The sequence below is a fragment of the Nonomuraea sp. NPDC049714 genome (genome assembly GCF_044465295.1).
Taxonomy (GTDB): domain Bacteria; phylum Actinomycetota; class Actinomycetes; order Streptosporangiales; family Streptosporangiaceae; genus Nonomuraea.
On the sequence record NZ_JBITLM010000001.1, the window covers coordinates 1410179 to 1427378 of the forward strand.

Below are 17200 nucleotides of genomic sequence, written 5' to 3' on the forward strand. Positions count from 1 at the left end.
GCTCGAAGCGCTCGATGCCGGCCCGGCGTTCAGGAAGGACGCTGTCAGGAGGGCTGGACGCCCAGTTCCTCGGCCACCGCGGCGGCGAAGGCGTCCACGTCGGCTTCGGTGGTGTCCCACGCGCACATCCAGCGGACCTCGCCCGTCGCCTCGTTCCAGGTGTAGAAGCGGAAGCGCTTCTGCAGTCGCTGGGTGACGTCGGCGGGCAGGACGGCGAAGACCGCGTTGGCCTCGACGGGGCGCGGCACCTCGACGCCGGGCAGGTCGCGGACGGCCTCGGCCAGCCGTCTGCCCATGGCGTTGGCGTGCCGGGCGTTGCGCAGCCAGAGGTCGCCGGAGAGCAGCGCCTCGAACTGCGCGGACACGAACCGCATCTTCGACGACAACTGCATGAACGTCTTGCGGATGTAGTCGACGCCGGTGGCCGCCTCGGGATTGAGCACCACGACCGCCTCGCCGTACAGCAGCCCGATCTTCGTGCCGCCGAAGGAGAGCACGTCCACGCCCGCGTCGGTGGTCAGCGCCCGCAGCGGCACGTCGAGGGCGGCGGCCGCGTTGGTGAGGCGGGAGCCGTCGAGGTGGACGAGCAGGCCGCGCTCGTGCGCGTGCGCGCAGATCGCGGCGATCTCGCCGGGGGTGTAGACGGTGCCGAGCTCGGTGGTGTTGGAGATGGACACGACCTTCGGCTGGGCGCGGTGCACGTCGCCGAAGCCCCACGCCTGGCGGTCGACGAGCTCGGGGGTGAGCTTGCCGTCGGGGGTGGGGACGGTCAGGAGCTTGATGCCGCCGGCCACCTCCGGCGCGCCGCCCTCGTCGGTGTTGATGTGCGCGGTCTCGGGGCAGATGACCGCTTCCCAGTGGGCGGTCATGGCCCGCAGGGAGATGACGTTCGCGGCGGTGCCGTTGAAGACGGGCCAGGCCCGCGCCTGGTCGCCGAAGTGGCGCCGGAAGATGTCCTGCAGGGCCTCGGTGTAGACGTCGTCGCCGTAGGAGATCTGGTGGCCGCCGTTGGCCTCGGCGATGGCGTGCAGGATCTCCGGGTGCACTCCGGCGTAGTTGTCGCTGGCGAAGCCCTTGAGCCGGGGGTCGTGCCGAATCACGTGGTGAGGTCCAATCGGGTCGCGTTGACCTGCGCGGCGGGCTGGTCGTAGAGCCCGCCGATCGCCTCGGCGAGGTCGCGTACGTCGGTGAAGCCGGGGAAGCGGGCGTCCGGCTTGGCGGCGCGCATGGCGTCGTTGACCAGCGCCTTGACGACGAGGATGGTCGCCGCGCTGCCGGTGCCCTGGAGCGCGTCGGCCAGGGACAGCGTCCAGGCCTCCGCGGCGGCCTTGGCGGCCGCGTAGGCGGCGCCGCCGGCGCTCGGGCGCTGGGCGGCCTGGGCCGAGACGATCACGAAGCGGCCGTTGGCGCTCTTGCGCAGCAGCGACTCGAAGGCGAGCGAGACGTGCTGGAGGGTGCGCACGAGCAGGTCGTGCAGGGCGTCCCAGTCGCCGAGGTCGGTCTCGGCGAACGAATCGGACCCGCGCCAGCCGCCGACCAGGTGGATCACCCCGTCGACGTGGCCGTGCTCGGCCTCGATCCGGCCGGCGAACGCCTGCACGGCGGCGCGGTCGAGCAGGTCGACCTGGTCTCTGCCGGCCTCAAGCACGGTGTGCCCATTTTTGCGGAAATATTCGGACACTGCCGTGCCAGTGGGGCCGCCGGCGCCCGTCACCACGATGATCACGCGCGGATCCCCCTCGTCGATTCGACCACGTCTGTCAGCTTACGGCGCAGCGCCTCGTAGAACATGCTCAGGGGGAACTCGTCCGGCAGCACCGCGTCCACCTTGGCCTTCTGCTCCTCGGGCAGCGCCTGGACGCCCTGCGCCCAGACGGAGGCCGGGTGCGGCTCGACGTAGGCGCCGACCAGCTCGTGCGCCGCCAGCCAGTGCGCCAGCTTGGACCGGTCGATGCTGTCGCGGTAGAGCTTCTCCACCTCGCCCCGCAGGTCGGCCACGCCGTCGGCGACCCGGTCCCAGTCGATCGAGAGCCGGTTGTCGGTCCACCGGACGATGTCGTTGCGGTGCAGGTAGGCGAACAGGAGCTGACCGCCGAGCCCGTCGTAGTTGCGCACCCGGGCCCCCGTGATCGGGAACCGGAAAAGCCGGTCGAACAGGATCGCGTGCTGCACGTACCGGGCGTACGGCACGCCCTCGCTCTCCAGCTTCACCGCCTCGCCGAACGCCGTCAGGTCGCAGCGCAGCTCCTCCAGGGAGTAGAGCCAGTACGGCATCCGCTGCTTGATCATGAAGGGGTCGAAGGGCAGGTCACCGTGACTGTGCGTACGGTCGTGGACCAGGTCCCAGAGCACGAAGGTGTCCTGGGCGAGCCGCTGCGACTCCAGCAGCCTGGCCGCGTCCGGCGGCAGCTCCAGCCTGAGCGTCTCGGTGGCGGCCTTGGACACCCGCCTGAACCTCGCGGCCTCCCGGTCGGCGAAGATGCCGCCCCAGGTGAAGCGCTCGGGCGCCTGGCGGACCGCGACCGTCTCGGGGAAGAGCACGGCCGAGTGGGTGTCGTAGCCGGAGGTGAAGTCCTCGAACGCGATCGGCACGAACATCGGGTTGTCGTAGCCGCCCGACTCGAGCGCCGCCAGCCAACCGGGCCAGATCGTCCGGATCCAGACGGCTTCCAGGTTGCGGTCCGGGTTGCCGTTCTGGGTGTACATCGGGAAGAGCACGAGGTGTTCGAGGCCGTCGACGCGCTGGGTGTCGGGGTGGAAGAGGTTCAGCGAGTCGAGGAAGTCGGGGACGCCGAGGTCCTGCTGGGACCATGCGGCGAGGTCGTCCTGTACGGCCTGGAGGTAGGCGGCGCCTTGGGGGAAATATGGTGACATTTCGCCGACCTTGGCGGCGATCGCGGCGACCAGCTCCTTGCCGCGCCCCTTGCCCTCGGGCACCGACCCGTCCTTGGCCTGCATCGGCCGCAGCTCTTCGACGACGGCCTTGAGCTCGCCGAACAGCACGGCCTTGAGCTCGGCCGACGGCTCGGCCTTGAGCTCGGCCGACGGTGCGGCCCCGGGCCCGGCGCTGAGGCCGTCTCCCGCCTGGGTCACCGCGGCCGGACCCGCCTGCTCCACGGCCGGCCGATGGCCGGGCATCCTGGCGGCCCAGGTGATCACGTTGCCCCACAGCCGGAGATGGTCGTGGTCCTCGATCGAGTCGTCGCCGAACAGGTCCGAATCGGCGAACACCACCACGCGTCCCTGGCCGTACCGGAGCGAGAGCGCCAGCGGGGCGCCTGCCGGGGCGGCGTCCGGCGAGGTGGTGAACAGGACGGTGGCGGAGTCCGGCGCGGTCAGCACCCCGCTGCGATAGAAGCAGGCGGTGCGGACGCCCGCGAGCAGGCCGTCCGCGGTGGCGCGGTCGGCCAGGACCCAGGTGGCGACGCCCCGGTGAGCGTGCCGGGGGTCGCGCACGGTGGTGTGCTCCACGCCCACGCCGAACCGGGCGAGCAGCTCGGCCAGGTTGTTGCCGTACTTGTCCTGCTCCTCCTCGGCCAGCACGACCAGCCCGCCGCCACCGGCCACGAACGCCTCCACGGCGTCCAGCTCAGCCGGGGCGAAGACCGGGCTGCCCTGCCCGGTGGTGCGCTCCCACCGCTCACCCGACGGGTGCGCGATGACCAGCAGGTCCTGTTCCTGGAGCGTTCCCGCGTCGAGCGGGCCCTCGGTGTGCGCCGTCACGGTGTGGCCGAGATGGCGCAGCAGCCCGGCGGCGCGCGCGTAACTGTTGTCGTCGGGGTGGGCGGGGCTGATGGCCTCGGCCACCTCTCGCCGGATGGTCCACGACTCGCTGTGGGCCTCGTCGAACAGCACCCTGGGGAACGCATGCATGAAATTTCTCCTGTCACTCCCGCCTTATGACGAAAAATATACACATAGCGCCCCCTAAGCTCACAAAATGGGTTCCGTATGCTGAGATGCGGTCAGTCCGCGTCGCCCGGCCGCACCACGCCGGACTCGTAGGCGAAGACCACCGCCTGGGCCCGGTCGCGCAGCCCCAGCTTCATCAGCACCCGCGCCACATGCGTCTTGACCGTAGCCTCCCCCACGAACAGCTTGCGCGCGATCTCGGCGTTGGTCAGCCCGCGGGCGAGCAGGCGCAGCACCTCCAGCTCGCGCGGCGTCAGCTCGTCCAGCCTGGGCGAGGGCACCGGCTCGGCGCGGCCCGCGAAGGAGGCGATCACCCGGCTGGTGACGGCCGGGTCGAGCAGCGCGTCCCCGGCGTGCACGATGCGGATGGCCTCGATGAGCTGCTCGGGCGGGGACACCTTCAGCAGGAAGCCGCTGGTGCCGGCGCGCAGGGCCGCCCAGAGGTTCTCGTCGGTGTCGAACGTGGTGAGCGTGATGACCTTGGGCGGGGACGGGGTGTCGAGCAGTTCCCTGGCCGCGCTCAGGCCGTCGAGCCGCGGCATGGAGATGTCCATCAGCACGATGTCGGGCCGGGTGCGCCGGGCCACGACGATGGCGTCGCGTCCGTCGGCCGCCTCGCCGACGACCTCCATGCCGGGTTCGCTCTCCACGACCATGCGCAGCCCCGCCCGGACCATCGCCTGGTCGTCCACAATGACGATTCGAATGCCCACAAGGTCGAGAGGGTAGACGCCGACCGGCGGCTTGAACAGCCTGGTCAAGCCGCATCCAAGTCAGTTACAAGCCGTCCGCCGCTCAGGACACGAGCACGCTCTGCCGCACGCGGACCTGGTTGCTGTCGTCGCAGCGGTTCTGGGCGCAGAAGTACAGCACCAGGATCGGCTTGGGCTCGTGGTCGATGACGTAGCCGACGAAGCCGAGCCCGTTGCCGGTGTTGCGGTCGCGCAGCGAGCCGTCGTAGCGGGTGGCCTCGCTGTTGCCCGCGCGGTCGGGGACGGGCGCGGTCACCTCGATCTCGCCCGGCAGCAGGCCCTCCAGCATGGCCTTCATCTGCTCGCGGCCGGCGCCCGCGTCGAGCGTGTCGGAGACCTGGACGTACACGCCGACCGCCTCCTCCGGGTCGCCGGTGATGATCGGGTTGACCCGCGACCAGTTGGCGCTCGCGCCGGAGACGAACATCGCCTCGAACTCCGCGGCGCGCGGCGAGGCCAGCGAGAACAGGTCGGCGTGCGTGCGCGCGGTCCAGGAGGCCGGATACTCGAACGTCACCGGGGCGGCGGTGGTGTCCTGGTAGCGGACCCAGGCGTCACCCCGCTGGTTGATGATGATCATGACGACCAGCGCCAGCGCCGCGAGGGCCGCGGTCAGCGTGGCCGCCACGATCGGCAGCCTGCCCGGCCTGGCCGCCGCGGTGCGCTGCCGTACCTTGGCCAGCTGCACGGGCAGCGAGGACGGGCCGGTCGACGGCGCGGCCCCCGGCGCGGTGATCGGGCCCGCCGGGACGGGCGCCGACGCCGCGACGCCGCTGATCGCGTCCCGCAGCGCGGCGACGAACTCCGCGCACGACCCGTAACGCTGCTCGGGCGCCTTGCCCAGCGCCCGCATCATCACCCCGTCGACCTCCGGCGGCAGCTCCGCCCGCAGCTGCGACAGCGGCGTCGGCTGCTCGGCCAGGTGCGCCCAGAGCAGCGCGATGTCGTTGTCACGCTGGAACGGCAGCCGCCCCGACAGCGCCTCGTAGACCACGCAGGCCAGGGCGTACTGGTCGGCCCGGCCGTCGATATGCTCCTTGTTGATCTGCTCGGGGGACATGTACCGCGGCGTGCCGATGAACTGGTCGGTCTGCGTCAGCCCGGAGATCGACGTGCGGTGCTTGGTGATGCCGAAGTCGGTGAGGTAGACGTGGTCGCCCGCGAGCAGGATGTTGGCCGGCTTCACGTCACGGTGGATCAGGTCGTGCGCGTGCGCCGCGTCCAGGGCGGCGGCCACCTGGGCGAAGATCCGGTTGGCCTGCCCGAGCGGCAGCGGCCCCCGGTCGTAGATCAGCCGGCGCAGGTCGAGGCCGTCGACATAGCGCATGGCGATGTAGAGGACACCGTCGTCGTCGGCGTTGGCCTCGTAGATGGGGATGATGTTGGGGTGCTCGATGCTGGCGACGGTCCTGGACTCCAGGATGAACCGCTGCCTGAACCGGTCGTCGACGCTCAGCACCGGGTTGAGGATCTTCAGTGCCACGCGGCGGCTCAGCCGAGGGTCCAGCGCCAGGTAGACGACGGCCATGCCGCCCTTGCCGACGATGTCCTCGATGTAGTAGCCGGCCACCTCCTGGCCGATGAGTCCTCGCTCGTTCAATTGCATCACGTCTCGCTGGGGTGACCGCAGTAGCCGCAGAACCGGTGCCCGTGCCCCAGCCTCATGCCGCAGGCCGTACAGTACTTGATCGACGGCTCCTGCGCGGTCAGCACCTGCTTCTGCTGGGGGACCGCCCCGAACGCCACCGACCTGCGCACCACGACCGTCTGGCTGGACCCCTCGTCGAGAGGCTCCGCGGTGATCGCGGGCGGTGTCGGTGGAGATGGCGCTGATGGTGGTGACGGCGGCTCGGGCGGGTCGGCCGGCGAGCGGCGCCGCCACAGCACGAACGCGCCGGTCCCGGCGGCGACGAACAGCACCGCGGCCGCCACGATGAACGGCCACAGCGGCGTGGACTCGGCGACCGGCACGGCCGCCTGCTTGGTGCCCTCGTCCTCCGGGCCGCCCCGCTTGGCCAGCGAGACCTTCAGCAGCTCGGCGGCCACCGTGTTGCCGGGATAGAGCTCCAGGACGCGCTGGAAGCCCGGCGCCGCCTCGGTGTAGTACTTGGTGTGGTAGCGGGTCAGCGCGCCCTCGAAGGCCGAGTCGATCGCCCCTCTGCGCGGCGCGATCCCCGCCTTGGTCAGGATCGAGGTGATCTCCCGTACGCCGATCATCCTGGCGTTCTTGCCGCCGCCGACGAGCATGCCGATGACGTGCCCGTCCTTGTCGCCGATGACCGGCGCGCCGGCCATGCCCCGATCGGCCAGGCCGCCGAGCTTGACGGGCTCGTCGATCTTGCTCTCCGGGTCCGCGAACGGCCTGCCCTTGTCGCCCGCGCCGCCACCCTTGCCCAGGTGGGCGATCTCGACGGTGCTGCGCACGCTCGGGCCAGGCCTGCCGAGGAAACCGGCGACGCTGGTGGGCGAGCCCACCAGGTCGGGCACCTTGTCGGCGAGCGGGGCGGTGGGCATGCCGACGCTGCCGACGGCCCGGCCCGAGGGCATCAGCACGGCGGGGGCGTCGGGGCCGGACCCGGCTCTGACCAGCTCCGCCTTGAAGCCGTCGGAGTCGGCCGGGGACACGTTCGGGAAGATCGTGATGTCGGTCGTCACGTCGATGATGCACGTGGCGGTGGACTTCTTCGGCGGATAGCACTCTTCGAGGTGGCGGTCGAGCTGCGGGTCCTTGAGCGAGTGGCGTTTGGTGTCCTGCGGGATCTTGACCTTGTGGTGCGCGGCGAAGATCCGGTTGGCCGCCAGCACGGCCACGTCCTCGTCGTCGGTCTTGACGACGCGGGTGAGCGTGACGATCGCGCCCTCGGGGTTGACCACGGTGCCGGTGCCCTGGCCGAGAGGGATGTCGTAGGAACGCTCCACATGCTTGAGCTCACCCAGGTGGTCGAGCAGCGTGATCTCGACGTGCGAGACGGCCTCCACCCGGACCACCGCGGGGGTCACCAGATCGGTGATCCCGCTGGGATGCTCGTGTGCCGTCGCGGGCATGGCCAGCAGGACGGTCATCACCGCGACACCGCCTGCCAGGGCTGTGAGACGCGCCATCCACCGCTCCCTGAAGAATAGTTATGACCAGCGTCCCAAGCACCTGCCGTAAGTCAAGACATCGCCATGTAGACAAGCGCTTGCTTGTGTGCTTTCCTTGCGCAGATGGGTTACGCGATCGGCGTCGACGTCGGCGGGACCTTCACCGACGTGGTCCTGCGCGCCCCCACCGGCACGCTGACGGCCGCCAAAAGTTTGAGCACCCACGACGACCCCATCGTGGGGATCGCCTCCGGCGTTACGCGCGTGCTCGGCGGCGTGGACCCGGCCCAGGTCAGCAGGGTCGTCCACGCGACCACCCTGGCCACCAACGCGGTGCTCGAACGCCGGGGCCCACGGGTGGCCTTCGTGACCACCCAGGGCTTCCGCTCGGTCATCCCGCTCGGCCGCTACGCCCGGGTCGAGGAGGACCGCTACGACCTGCGTTTCACCCCGCCACCCCCGCCGGTGGCCGCCGCCGACTGCTTCGAGGTGGTCGAGCGCGTCTCCGCGCGCGGCACCGTGCTCACACCCCTGGACCTCGACTCCGTACGGCGCGTCGCCGCGCGGATCACCGCGCGCGGCATCACCTCCGCCGCCGTCTGCCTGCTGCACTCCTACGCCTGCCCGGCGCACGAGCGGCAGGTCGCCGCCATCCTGCGCGAGTCGGTCCCGAACGTGGTGATCTCATCGGAGATCTGGCCCGAGATCCGCGAGTACGAACGCGCCACCACCACCATCATGTCCGCCTATGTCGGGCCACTCATGGCCTCGTACCTCTCCCGCCTGACCGCCCGCCTGGCCGAGCTCGGCATCGGCGCGCCGATCCACGTCATGGACTCCAGCGGCGGCGTGATCTCCGCCGAACTGGCGGCCCGGCGGGCGGTGGCGACCATCGAGTCGGGGCCCGCGGCCGGCGTCCTGGCGGCGGCGCGCACCGGGGCGGGCCCCATGGTCAGCAGGGTCGTCTCCTTCGACATGGGCGGCACCACGGCCAAGGTCTGCGTGGTCCGCGACGGCCGCCCCGAGATCACCCGCGAGTTCCACGTGGGCGGCAAGGGCAGCTTCGGCGGCCGCCGGGCCGGGACCGGGGTGCCCATCAAGACACCCGCCATCGATCTGGCCGAGATCGGCGCGGGCGGCGGCAGCATCGCCTGGCTGGACGCCGCCGGCGCGCTCCGCGTCGGCCCCCGCTCGGCCGGCTCCTCCCCCGGCCCCGCCTGCTACGCGCTCGGCGGCGGCGAACCCACCGTGACGGACGCGAACCTGGTGCTCGGCTACCTCTCCTCGGCCACCATCCCGCTGTCACCGTCCCTCGCCGCGCGGGCCGTCGACCGCCTGGCGGGCCCGCTGGGAGTCACCAGGGCCGAGGCGGCACACGCCGTCCACGAGATCGTCAGCGCCTCGATGGCCTCGGCCGTCCACGTGGTGACCGTGCAGCGGGGCATCGACCCGCGCGGCTTCGCCCTGGTCGCCTTCGGCGGCGCGGGCCCCATGCACGCGGCCCGCGTCGCCGAGCGCTTCGGCATCTCGCGGGTGCTCGTCCCCGCCCACTCCGGCGTCGCCTCCGCCGCCGGTCTCCTCACCGGCGCCCTGTCCACCGAACGCGTCATCTCCCGCCTCGACGCCGAGGACCCCGACGCCCTCTTTGCCACGCTGGCCTACACCGCCGCTGCCGACCTCGGCCTTCCCCTGACGACCCCCGGCCTGGAAATCACCCGCTCAGCCGACGTCCGCTTCCGGGGCCAGTCCCACGACCTGACGATCCCCTGGAGCTCCGCCCGAGAGGAGCTCGCATCCCGCTTTTTCACGAAATACACCCAGGTGTACGGCATAGCCCAACAGTCCGCCATAGAAGTAGTCGCCTACCGCCTCCGCCTAACCCTCCCCCCACCACCCCAACCCACCCTCGCTGAGGACCCGAAGTCACGCCCCATCAGCACCCCCATGGCCGGCAGCGACCGCTTGGGCGGCACCGCCCCCGCCACCGCTCCCGCAGCCCCTGCCACCACCGCACCCGCCCACCACCCCACCATCACCGCACCCCCTCCCAGCGCCGGTACGGCGAGAAGTAGTACGGCGGAGACCGGCGCAACCCGTACGGCGGAGCTCAACGCAACCCGTCCGGCGGAACGCGACCCCACCCGTAAAGCCGAACCCGACCCCACCCCAACGGCCGAGGAACCATCGACGGCCGTCCCCACCCGTCCCGCGTATTTCGGCGGCGCATACGTAGAGGTTCCCCTGCACACCAGGGACACCCTGGACAGGCTGCACGGCCCAGCGGTCATCGAGGACCCCGGGTCCACGATCGTCGTCCCGCCAGGCTGGACCGCGCATCTCGACGAAGCGCGCGCCGTACACCTGATCCGCGAGCCCGGCGCATGAGCGACGCCCTGACCGCCGAGGTGCTCAGGAACGCCCTGGTCGTCGCCGCCGAAGAGGCCGGCATCGTCGTGGTGCGTTCCGCGTACTCGACCTTCATCGTCGAGGGCTCCGACGCCTCGGCCGCCATCCTGGACGCCGACGGCCGCCTGATCGCCCACTCCATGGCCACCACGCTGATGAACAGCATGGCGCTGAAGGTCGCCCTTCCGGAGCTCGTCAAGGACATCCCGCTCGCGACGATGCGTCCCGGCGACGTGTTCGTGCTCAACGACGCCTACAGGGGCGGCGTCCACACCAACGACCTGCTGGTCTACCGCCCGGTCTGCACGTCAGGCATACCCGCCTACTTCACCGCCACCATGATCCACGTCTCGGACCTGGGCGGCCTGTCCGCGGGCGGCATGGCTCCCCTGGCCACGGACATCTACCTGGAGGGCCTGCAACTCCCTCCCGTCCGCCTGGCCACCGCCGACGGCCTGGAGCCCGCGGTGGAGGCCATCCTGCGGGCGAACAGCCGCACCCCCGACAAGGTGATGGGCGACGTACGCGCCCTCGTCGCGGGCACCGCCGTCGCCGCCACCCGCATGGACGCCCTGATCCGGGAGTACGGCGAGACGGGATTGCGGGCCGGGATCGACGCCTACCTCGACTACACCGAGACCAGGACCCGAGCCGCCCTGTCCGCCCTCCCCCCAGGCCGTTACCAGGCGTCCTACCCCATAGACGACGACGGCATGAACCCCGACAACCCCCACCACATCCGCGTGACGATCACCCTCGACCATCCACAGCCCAACGCGCGGACCCTCGACCCCGGCAACGAGACCCCCCACGCACGCCAGCAGAACCAACCGGACGACACCCCCACCAGCCCACCGGACGACGCCCAGCAAGCCGGCACCCGGCGTAGTGGGGTGTCGGCGGGCGGTGAGGCAGGGCCGGGTGCTGGCACCCCGGTGATCGATGGGGCATCGGTGGTGGTGGACTTCGCGGGGACGGACCCGCAGGTGCCGGCGGCGATCAACGCGTCGGCGTCGCAGTCGCTGGCGGCGGCCGTGTTCGCGGTGCGGTGCTTCCTGGACCCGACGATCCCGATGAACGACGGCTGCCTGCGCGCGATCGACGTGCGACTGCCGCCCGGCTCGCTGCTCGACGCCCGCTCCCCCTATCCCTGCGGCGGCCGCTTCGTCCCCATCTACGCCGCCATGGAGGCCGTCTTCCAGGCGCTGTCCGACGCGGTGCCCGAGCGGGCCATCGCGGCGAGCGGGATCCTGCAGCCGTTCTCGATCGCCTCCGTGGACGCGCCGTACTGGATCCATCTCTCGTACGACTTCGGCGGCGTCGGGGCGCGGCCGGGGCTGGACGGGCCGAACGCGACGGGCGTGCACTTCGGTGTGGGCCGCAACTCGGTGCCGCAGGTGGAGCCGGTGGAGGGCCGCTGCCCGCTGGTGGTCGAGTCGATCGAGACGATCCCGGACTCGGGCGGCGCGGGACGGCACCGTGGCGGGCTGGGTTCGCGCACCGTCTACCGGTTCCTGGCCGACTGCCATGTGACGACCCGGGGCGACCGCCTGCGCCTGGCCCCGCCGGGGCGCGACGGCGGGCAGCCCGGCAGACTGGGCGGCTTCTTCAAGCGCCGGCCGGACGGCTCGATCGAGCGCCTGGCGTCAAAGGTGAACAACATCCGGTTCGCCGCCGGCGAGGCGTTCATCGTGGAGACGACGGGCGGCGGCGGCGTCGGCCCACCCCAGGAGCGGGATCCAGCGCTGCTCGAAGCCGACCTGGAGGCGGGCCACGTCACCCCTCAAGGCGCGGCCGAGAACTACGGTCCAGCCGCGCCGCCCGCTCAGACCAGATCGCCGGGGTCGAAGGTGACCGGATAGGGCATCGCCATGGTGGCAACGCTCCCAGCCTTGACGGGGGTAGGCGTCCCGTAGGAATCGCCGTCAAGTTCGTAGATGTAGACGGTCGGACCTTCATCGAGCTCGATCCGCCAATAGGCGGAGATGCCCACAGCGGCATAGGCCTCGCTCTTGAACGCCCTGTCACGGATCTTGGTGCTCGGGCTGACGACTTCCACGGCGAGCAGGATGTCCTCGGGCGTGAACATGAGCGACGCGGCCTCGGTCGCGGTCTCCGGCACCACCACGAGGTCGGGGATGTAGTAATCCTTGTCACCCGCCCTGAGGTTCACCGTCGACAGCGGTTCAAGACCAGGGGGTGCCGCATCGTCCAGAATCCGCTGGAGACGAAAGATGACGCGCTGATGCAGCGGGGTCGGGGCAGGGCTCACCAGTAGGCTCCCGTTGAAGAGCTCATATCGGTTCCCGTCGTCGGGAAACTTGAGCAGGTCATCGACAGTGAACGGAGGCACGCCCGGCAGAACCGTGCGTGCGGTCGTCGGTTCGGTCGCCATCGTGGTCACCCACTCAGTATCGGGAATCAAGCCCTTACGCACATGCTACTTACCCAAATTCGATTACGTTCCGTCCCAAGGCCGCCACGCTTCGGCGCCGCGTCGTACGGACGAATGGACCGCGCGCGCCAGCCGCGCCCCCCACTCCGAGCGCGGCCCGCAGAACAGCTCCGACGGCCCGGCGGCGGGGACGGCCAGGCAGAGGGCGTCGGAGGCGGTGCCGGTGCACGGGAAGCCCGCTTCCAGGAGCGCCTGCGACTTGGCCTCGGTCATCGTCATCACGGCGTTGACCAGGGCGGCGTCCGTCATCGCGACCGGCAGCACCGCGACGATGTTGATCGTGCCCACCCGCGGGGCGCCGAGCATGGGAGCGAGCTCCGGGTCGGCGGCGCCTTCGGGAGCGGCGGCCCAGGTGGGGACACGTAAGCCGACCGTGGCGACGACTTCGGCGCCGCCGTCCTGCGAGCGGACGTTGCGGTCGACGGAGGCGGCGGTCATCATGCCGACGCCGTCGCCGCCGGGGCCCAGCTCGGCCAGGTGCTCGACCGGGTCCATGCGGGAGTAGCCGGCGATGACCTGGGCGTTGAGTATCCACTCGCGGGGGCCGATGCCGCCGCCGAGCATGGCTGAGGAGATCATCCGCCAGCCGGGCCCGAACTCCCAGAGCAGCGCGCCGAGCTCGACGCCGTCCTCGGTCCTCGTGGTGAGTTTCACGGTCCTCCTCTGACGAGGTGCACGACGGGCCGCCCGCCGGGGCCTGGCTCGATCATGACACGGGCGTCGAAGTGGTCGCTGACGAGCGGCACGGTGAGCACCTCGGCGGGTTCGCCGCAGGCGATGGCGCGACCTTCGGCCAGCAGGAGGAGGTGGTCGGCGTACTGGCCGGCGACGGTCAGGTCGTGCAGCGTGGTGACGACGGTGAGCTCGTCGGCGAGCCTGAGCCGGTCGACGAGTTCGAGCACCTGCTGCTGGTGGCCGAGGTCGAGGGCGGTGGTGGGCTCGTCGAGCAGCAGCACGGGGGCCTGCTGGGCGAGCGCTCGGGCCAGCACGACGCGCTGCCGCTCGCCGCCGGACAGCTCGCCGACCCTGCGGGCGGCGAACGCGGTCAGGTGGAGCCGGTCCAGCACGGACTCGGTGACGTTCCGGTCGGTGCGGCTCTCCCTGCCGAGATAGGGGATGTACGGGGTGCGGCCGAGCAGGGCGTAGTCGAAGACGGTCATGTCGGGTGGCAGCGCGGGCGTCTGGGGTGCGTAGGCGACCAGCCGGGCCCGTTCCCTGGGTTTGAGGGTGCCGGACGGCCTGCCGTCGAGGGTCACCTCGCCGCGGTGGGCGAGCAGGCCCATGACGGCCTTGAGCAGGGTGGACTTGCCCGCGCCGTTCGGGCCGATGACCGCCAGCCACGCGCCGCGCCGTACCTCCAGGTCGACGTCGGTGAGCACCTCTCGCTCGCCGAGCCGTACCGACAGGCCCTTGACGGTGATCATGTGGCGGCCCGCCGGGTCATGCGCAGGACGACCACGAAGAACGGCGCGCCGACGAACATGGTGACGACGCCGATGGGCAGCTCGGCGGGGGCGATCACGGTGCGGGCGGCGAGGTCGGCGAGCACCAGGAAGGCGGCGCCGCCGATCAGCGACAGGGGCAGCACACTGCGGTAGGAGCCGCCCGCGAGCCGCCGTACGACGTGCGGGACGACGATCCCGACGAAGCCGATGAGCCCGCTGACCGCCACGGCCGCCGCGGTGGCCAGGGAGGCGGCCAGCAGGACGACGAAGCGCACCCGGGACGCCCGCAGGCCGAGGCTGGTCGCCTCCTCCTCGCCCACCGACAGCACGTCCAGCATCCGGCCGTGCAGGAGCAGCAGCACGGCCGAGACCGCGGCGTACGGCAGCACCAGCCAGAACTGGTCCCATCCGCCGCCGACGTCGCCGAGGATCCACGAGTAGATGCGCTGCAGCTTCTCGACCTTGAACTGCTGGATGAACGTCTGGATCGCGGTGAGGAAGGAGGTGACGGCCACCCCGGCGAGCACCAGCGTGGCGGTGCCGCCGGAACGGCCGGCCGTGTTGCCGAGCGCGTAGGCGAGGAACACGCCGCCGACGGCTCCGGCGAAGGCCGCCGCCGGGATGTAGGCGGCGAGCGCCGGCAGCAGCACGATGGCCACGGTCGCCATCAGCCCGGCTCCGGCGGCGGCCCCGAGCAGGTACGGGTCGGCGAGCGGGTTTCTGAACACGCCCTGATAGCCGGCCCCCGCCATGGCCAGCAGGCCGCCGACCACGGCCGCGACCAGCACCCTGGGCAGGCGCAGCTCGTACAGCAGGCCCTGCTCGATGGGCGCCAGCCCGGAGTCGACGGTCAGGAACGGCAGCCAGTCCGCCGCCTGGAGGATCACCTGCCACGGGGAGATGTCGGCCGCGCCGCCCAGCAGGCCCGCGACCATGGACGCGGCCAGGACCACCAGCGCGCCGGCCAGCCAGAGTGGCCGGGCGCGTGATGGGGTGACCTCGGCGGTCAGCGCCACTAGCGTGCGGCCGCCTTCGTGACCGCCTCGCCGATGGTCCGGGCGAGGTCGACGACGCGGGGCCCCCAGCGGGAGGCGACGTCGTCGTCCAGCTCGACCACCTGGTCGTTCTTGATCGCGGACAGGTTCTGCCAGCCCGGCCGCTTGGCCAGGGCGGCCTTGTTCTGCTCGCAGCACTTCACGTCGGCCAGGAAGATCAGGTCGGGGTCGGCCTGGGCGACGAACTCGGCCGACAGCTTGGGGTAGCCGCCTGCCGAGTCGGGGGCCTTGTCGGCGATGTTGGTCACGCCGAACAGGCCGTAGAGCTGCCCGATGAAGGTCTTGGAGGTGGCGGCGTACGGCGTCTGGTCGAGCTCGTGGTAGTAGGTAAGGTTCTTGGCCTTGGGCGCCTCGGCGGCCAGCTTGTCCAGGGAGGTCCTCATGCCGGTCACGACCTCGTCGGCCTTGGCCTCGTTGCCGGTGGCGGCGCCCAGGTCGGCGATCTCGTCGTAGGCCTCGTCGAGCCCGGTGGCGGCGGGTTCCCACAGGACGGGGACGTTCACCTTGCCCAGTTCGGTGATGATCTGGTCGATGTCGTCGGAGACCACGACCAGGTCGGGCTTGTGGGCGATGATGGCCTCGACGTTCGGCTTGAAGCCCGACAGGTCGGTCTTGGGCGCCTCGGCCGGGTAGTTGGAGCGGTCGTCGACGGCGATCACCTGGGGGCCGGCGCCGATGGCGAACAGCGTCTCGGTGTGGGTGGCGGAGAGCGAGATGATCCGCTCCGGCCGCTTGGGGATGGTGATCTTGCCGTTGGCGGCCTCGACCGTGACGGGGAAGGCGGTGCCGCCGGTGGCTGTGCCGGTGGCGGACGGGGAGGTGACGGGGCTGGCGGCGGGGGTGGCTGTTGTGCTGGGCTGACCGCATCCGGCCAGCACCAGCGTTCCCAGCAGCGCGCCCGCGAAGACCGTGCGTACGGGCCTCACGAGATGTCCTTTCACACTGTCGGAACCGAGAGACCCGCGAAGAGCGACGGATCACCCTTTTCCACGAGGGTTGATGACGTCACGCAGAGGCAGGCGACCTGGCTATGACAGTTGCGGGACAGCGCCGGACTCACACCGGACTTCGCTGCAGCACTGCGCGTCGGACAAACGCTATCAATGCTCCAGATGGCACCTTGAGTCAAGGGGTGCGCAGTTGCTTCTCCGCCTCGGCGATGATGTGCTGCAGCCTGAGCCCGTGGGCGGCGTCGAGCGGATGCCCGCCGCCCTGCCGGACGGTGTGCGCGAACTCCTCGGCGACCTTCGCCAGCGGGTCGTCGTCGCCGCCCCGCTGCAGGACGGCGTTGCCCTTGGCGCCGTAGACCGCGACGCTGGTGGGGGGCATCTCGCCGACGCCGGCCTGGCACAGCGACGCCTCGCTGACCGCGCCGCCCTCGTGCTCCAGCAGCAGCCCGGCCCAGCGCAGCGGGTGCCCGTGCGCGCGCACCCCGGTCACCGGGCCGAGCGCGGCGTCGAGCAGGTCGATCATGTGCGGGCCCACGTCCAGCAGCGCGCCGCGCTCCAGCCGCCATGGGGTGGCGAAGGGATGGTCGCCCGTCAGCGAGGCGGAGATGTTGGCGGCGTGCCCGCCGAACGGCTCGATCTCGGCGCACCGGGCCAGGAACTCCCGGGTACGGGCGGCGTACCTCAGGGTGAGGACCATCTGGGTCGGCACGCCCGTCTCGGCCACCGCGTCCGCCAGCCGCCGCGCGGCCTCCAGCGAGTCGGCGAGGGGCTTCTCCAGCAGCAGCGCCTTGCCCGCCCGCGCGGCGCGCTCGCCCAGCTCGGCCTGTACGGCGGGCGGCACGCAGAAGGCGACGGCCTCGCAGGCGTCGAACAGCTCCTCGACCCGGTCGAACACGGGCGCGCCGAGCCGGGCCGCCGCCTCGGGCCGCCGGGCCCAGACTCCGGCGAGCCGGGTGTGCGGGCTCTTGGTCAGCATCGGCACGTGCGCCATCTCGGCCCACGGCCCCGCCCCGATCAACCCGACGGCCACCGGCTCCATGCACATCCCCCTAGATCACTAGACATACGACTTTCTCACGAGATCAAGCCAGTCGCCAGGGAGCGTACAGGCGTGCGGAAATCCGCCCGGTTGCCAGGGTGC

At 71.3% G+C, this 17200-nt stretch carries 14 protein-coding genes; 2 read left to right on the forward strand and 12 right to left on the reverse strand.

What is annotated here, in order from left to right; all coding sequences use genetic code 11:
* Window positions 1–44 precede the first annotated feature (44 nt).
* From ACIBQX_RS06795 to ACIBQX_RS06820, 6 genes are all read right to left on the reverse strand, one after another.
* Complete coding sequence (locus ACIBQX_RS06795; RefSeq protein WP_397001389.1) at window positions 45–1100, reverse strand: threonine aldolase family protein; 1056 nt, start codon at window positions 1098–1100, stop codon at window positions 45–47.
* The gene (locus ACIBQX_RS06800) at window positions 1097–1726 is read right to left on the reverse strand and encodes an SDR family NAD(P)-dependent oxidoreductase (RefSeq protein ID WP_397001391.1); all 630 of its coding nucleotides are present in this window, start codon (window positions 1724–1726) and stop codon (window positions 1097–1099) included. Before ACIBQX_RS06800 ends, ACIBQX_RS06795 begins: the two co-directional genes overlap by 4 nt.
* A complete protein-coding gene (locus tag ACIBQX_RS06805) occupies window positions 1723–3873 on the reverse strand; it encodes a DUF6421 family protein (protein ID WP_397001393.1) in 2151 nt (716 codons plus the stop codon). Before ACIBQX_RS06805 ends, ACIBQX_RS06800 begins: the two co-directional genes overlap by 4 nt.
* 92 nt (window positions 3874–3965) lie before the next feature.
* Entirely contained in the window at window positions 3966–4625 is a 660-nt protein-coding gene (locus ACIBQX_RS06810; RefSeq protein WP_397001558.1) for a response regulator, read from the reverse strand.
* A gap of 82 nt (window positions 4626–4707) precedes the next feature.
* On the reverse strand, window positions 4708–6270 hold the full coding sequence (locus ACIBQX_RS06815) for a serine/threonine protein kinase (protein WP_397001395.1): 1563 nt from the start codon (window positions 6268–6270) through the stop codon (window positions 4708–4710).
* Complete coding sequence (locus ACIBQX_RS06820; RefSeq protein ID WP_397001397.1) at window positions 6270–7766, reverse strand: zinc ribbon domain-containing protein; 1497 nt, start codon at window positions 7764–7766, stop codon at window positions 6270–6272. The genes ACIBQX_RS06815 and ACIBQX_RS06820 overlap by 1 nt, the downstream gene beginning before the upstream one ends.
* A gap of 105 nt (window positions 7767–7871) precedes the next feature.
* On the opposite strand from ACIBQX_RS06820, the gene ACIBQX_RS06825 reads away from it, so the two are divergent.
* The gene (locus tag ACIBQX_RS06825; protein WP_397001399.1) at window positions 7872–10133 is read left to right on the forward strand and encodes a hydantoinase/oxoprolinase family protein; all 2262 of its coding nucleotides are present in this window, start codon (window positions 7872–7874) and stop codon (window positions 10131–10133) included.
* Window positions 10130–12016 carry a hydantoinase B/oxoprolinase family protein gene (locus ACIBQX_RS06830; protein ID WP_397001401.1) on the forward strand — a complete coding sequence of 629 codons (1887 nt, stop codon included), beginning with the start codon at window positions 10130–10132 and terminating at the stop codon, window positions 12014–12016. The genes ACIBQX_RS06825 and ACIBQX_RS06830 overlap by 4 nt, the downstream gene beginning before the upstream one ends.
* On the opposite strand, the gene ACIBQX_RS06835 is transcribed toward ACIBQX_RS06830, so the two are convergent.
* The 6 genes from ACIBQX_RS06835 to ACIBQX_RS06860 form a co-directional block, all read right to left on the reverse strand.
* Window positions 11980–12549 carry a Uma2 family endonuclease gene (locus ACIBQX_RS06835; protein ID WP_397001560.1) on the reverse strand — a complete coding sequence of 190 codons (570 nt, stop codon included), beginning with the start codon at window positions 12547–12549 and terminating at the stop codon, window positions 11980–11982. The two genes, ACIBQX_RS06830 and ACIBQX_RS06835, sit on opposite strands and share 37 nt — an antisense overlap.
* Before the next feature lie 63 nt (window positions 12550–12612).
* Entirely contained in the window at window positions 12613–13263 is a 651-nt protein-coding gene (locus tag ACIBQX_RS06840; protein ID WP_397001403.1) for an adenosylcobinamide amidohydrolase, read from the reverse strand.
* Window positions 13260–14033, reverse strand: a complete 774-nt coding sequence (locus ACIBQX_RS06845) for an ABC transporter ATP-binding protein (RefSeq protein ID WP_397001405.1) — start codon at window positions 14031–14033, stop codon at window positions 13260–13262. The genes ACIBQX_RS06840 and ACIBQX_RS06845 overlap by 4 nt, the downstream gene beginning before the upstream one ends.
* A complete protein-coding gene (locus tag ACIBQX_RS06850) occupies window positions 14030–15070 on the reverse strand; it encodes a FecCD family ABC transporter permease (RefSeq protein ID WP_397001407.1) in 1041 nt (346 codons plus the stop codon). Before ACIBQX_RS06850 ends, ACIBQX_RS06845 begins: the two co-directional genes overlap by 4 nt.
* Complete coding sequence (locus ACIBQX_RS06855; RefSeq protein WP_397001409.1) at window positions 15070–16035, reverse strand: ABC transporter substrate-binding protein; 966 nt, start codon at window positions 16033–16035, stop codon at window positions 15070–15072. Before ACIBQX_RS06855 ends, ACIBQX_RS06850 begins: the two co-directional genes overlap by 1 nt.
* 199 nt (window positions 16036–16234) lie before the next feature.
* On the reverse strand, window positions 16235–17098 hold the full coding sequence (locus ACIBQX_RS06860; protein WP_397001411.1) for a Gfo/Idh/MocA family protein: 864 nt from the start codon (window positions 17096–17098) through the stop codon (window positions 16235–16237).
* Window positions 17099–17200: the final 102 nt, after the last annotated feature.

What these genes read in the sequence shown, in the direction of transcription:
- ACIBQX_RS06830 (WP_397001401.1), top strand. Translation starts at nt 10,130, where the DNA reads ATGAGCGACGCCCTGACCGCCGAGGTGCTCAGGAACGCCCTGGTCGTC.
- ACIBQX_RS06805 (WP_397001393.1), bottom strand. Translation starts at nt 3,873, where the DNA reads ATGCATGCGTTCCCCAGGGTGCTGTTCGACGAGGCCCACAGCGAGTCG.
- ACIBQX_RS06825 (WP_397001399.1), top strand. Translation starts at nt 7,872, where the DNA reads ATGGGTTACGCGATCGGCGTCGACGTCGGCGGGACCTTCACCGACGTG.
- ACIBQX_RS06835 (WP_397001560.1), bottom strand. Translation starts at nt 12,549, where the DNA reads ATGGCGACCGAACCGACGACCGCACGCACGGTTCTGCCGGGCGTGCCT.
- ACIBQX_RS06815 (WP_397001395.1), bottom strand. Translation starts at nt 6,270, where the DNA reads ATGCAATTGAACGAGCGAGGACTCATCGGCCAGGAGGTGGCCGGCTAC.
- ACIBQX_RS06820 (WP_397001397.1), bottom strand. Translation starts at nt 7,766, where the DNA reads ATGGCGCGTCTCACAGCCCTGGCAGGCGGTGTCGCGGTGATGACCGTC.
- ACIBQX_RS06860 (WP_397001411.1), bottom strand. Translation starts at nt 17,098, where the DNA reads ATGGAGCCGGTGGCCGTCGGGTTGATCGGGGCGGGGCCGTGGGCCGAG.
- ACIBQX_RS06845 (WP_397001405.1), bottom strand. Translation starts at nt 14,033, where the DNA reads ATGATCACCGTCAAGGGCCTGTCGGTACGGCTCGGCGAGCGAGAGGTG.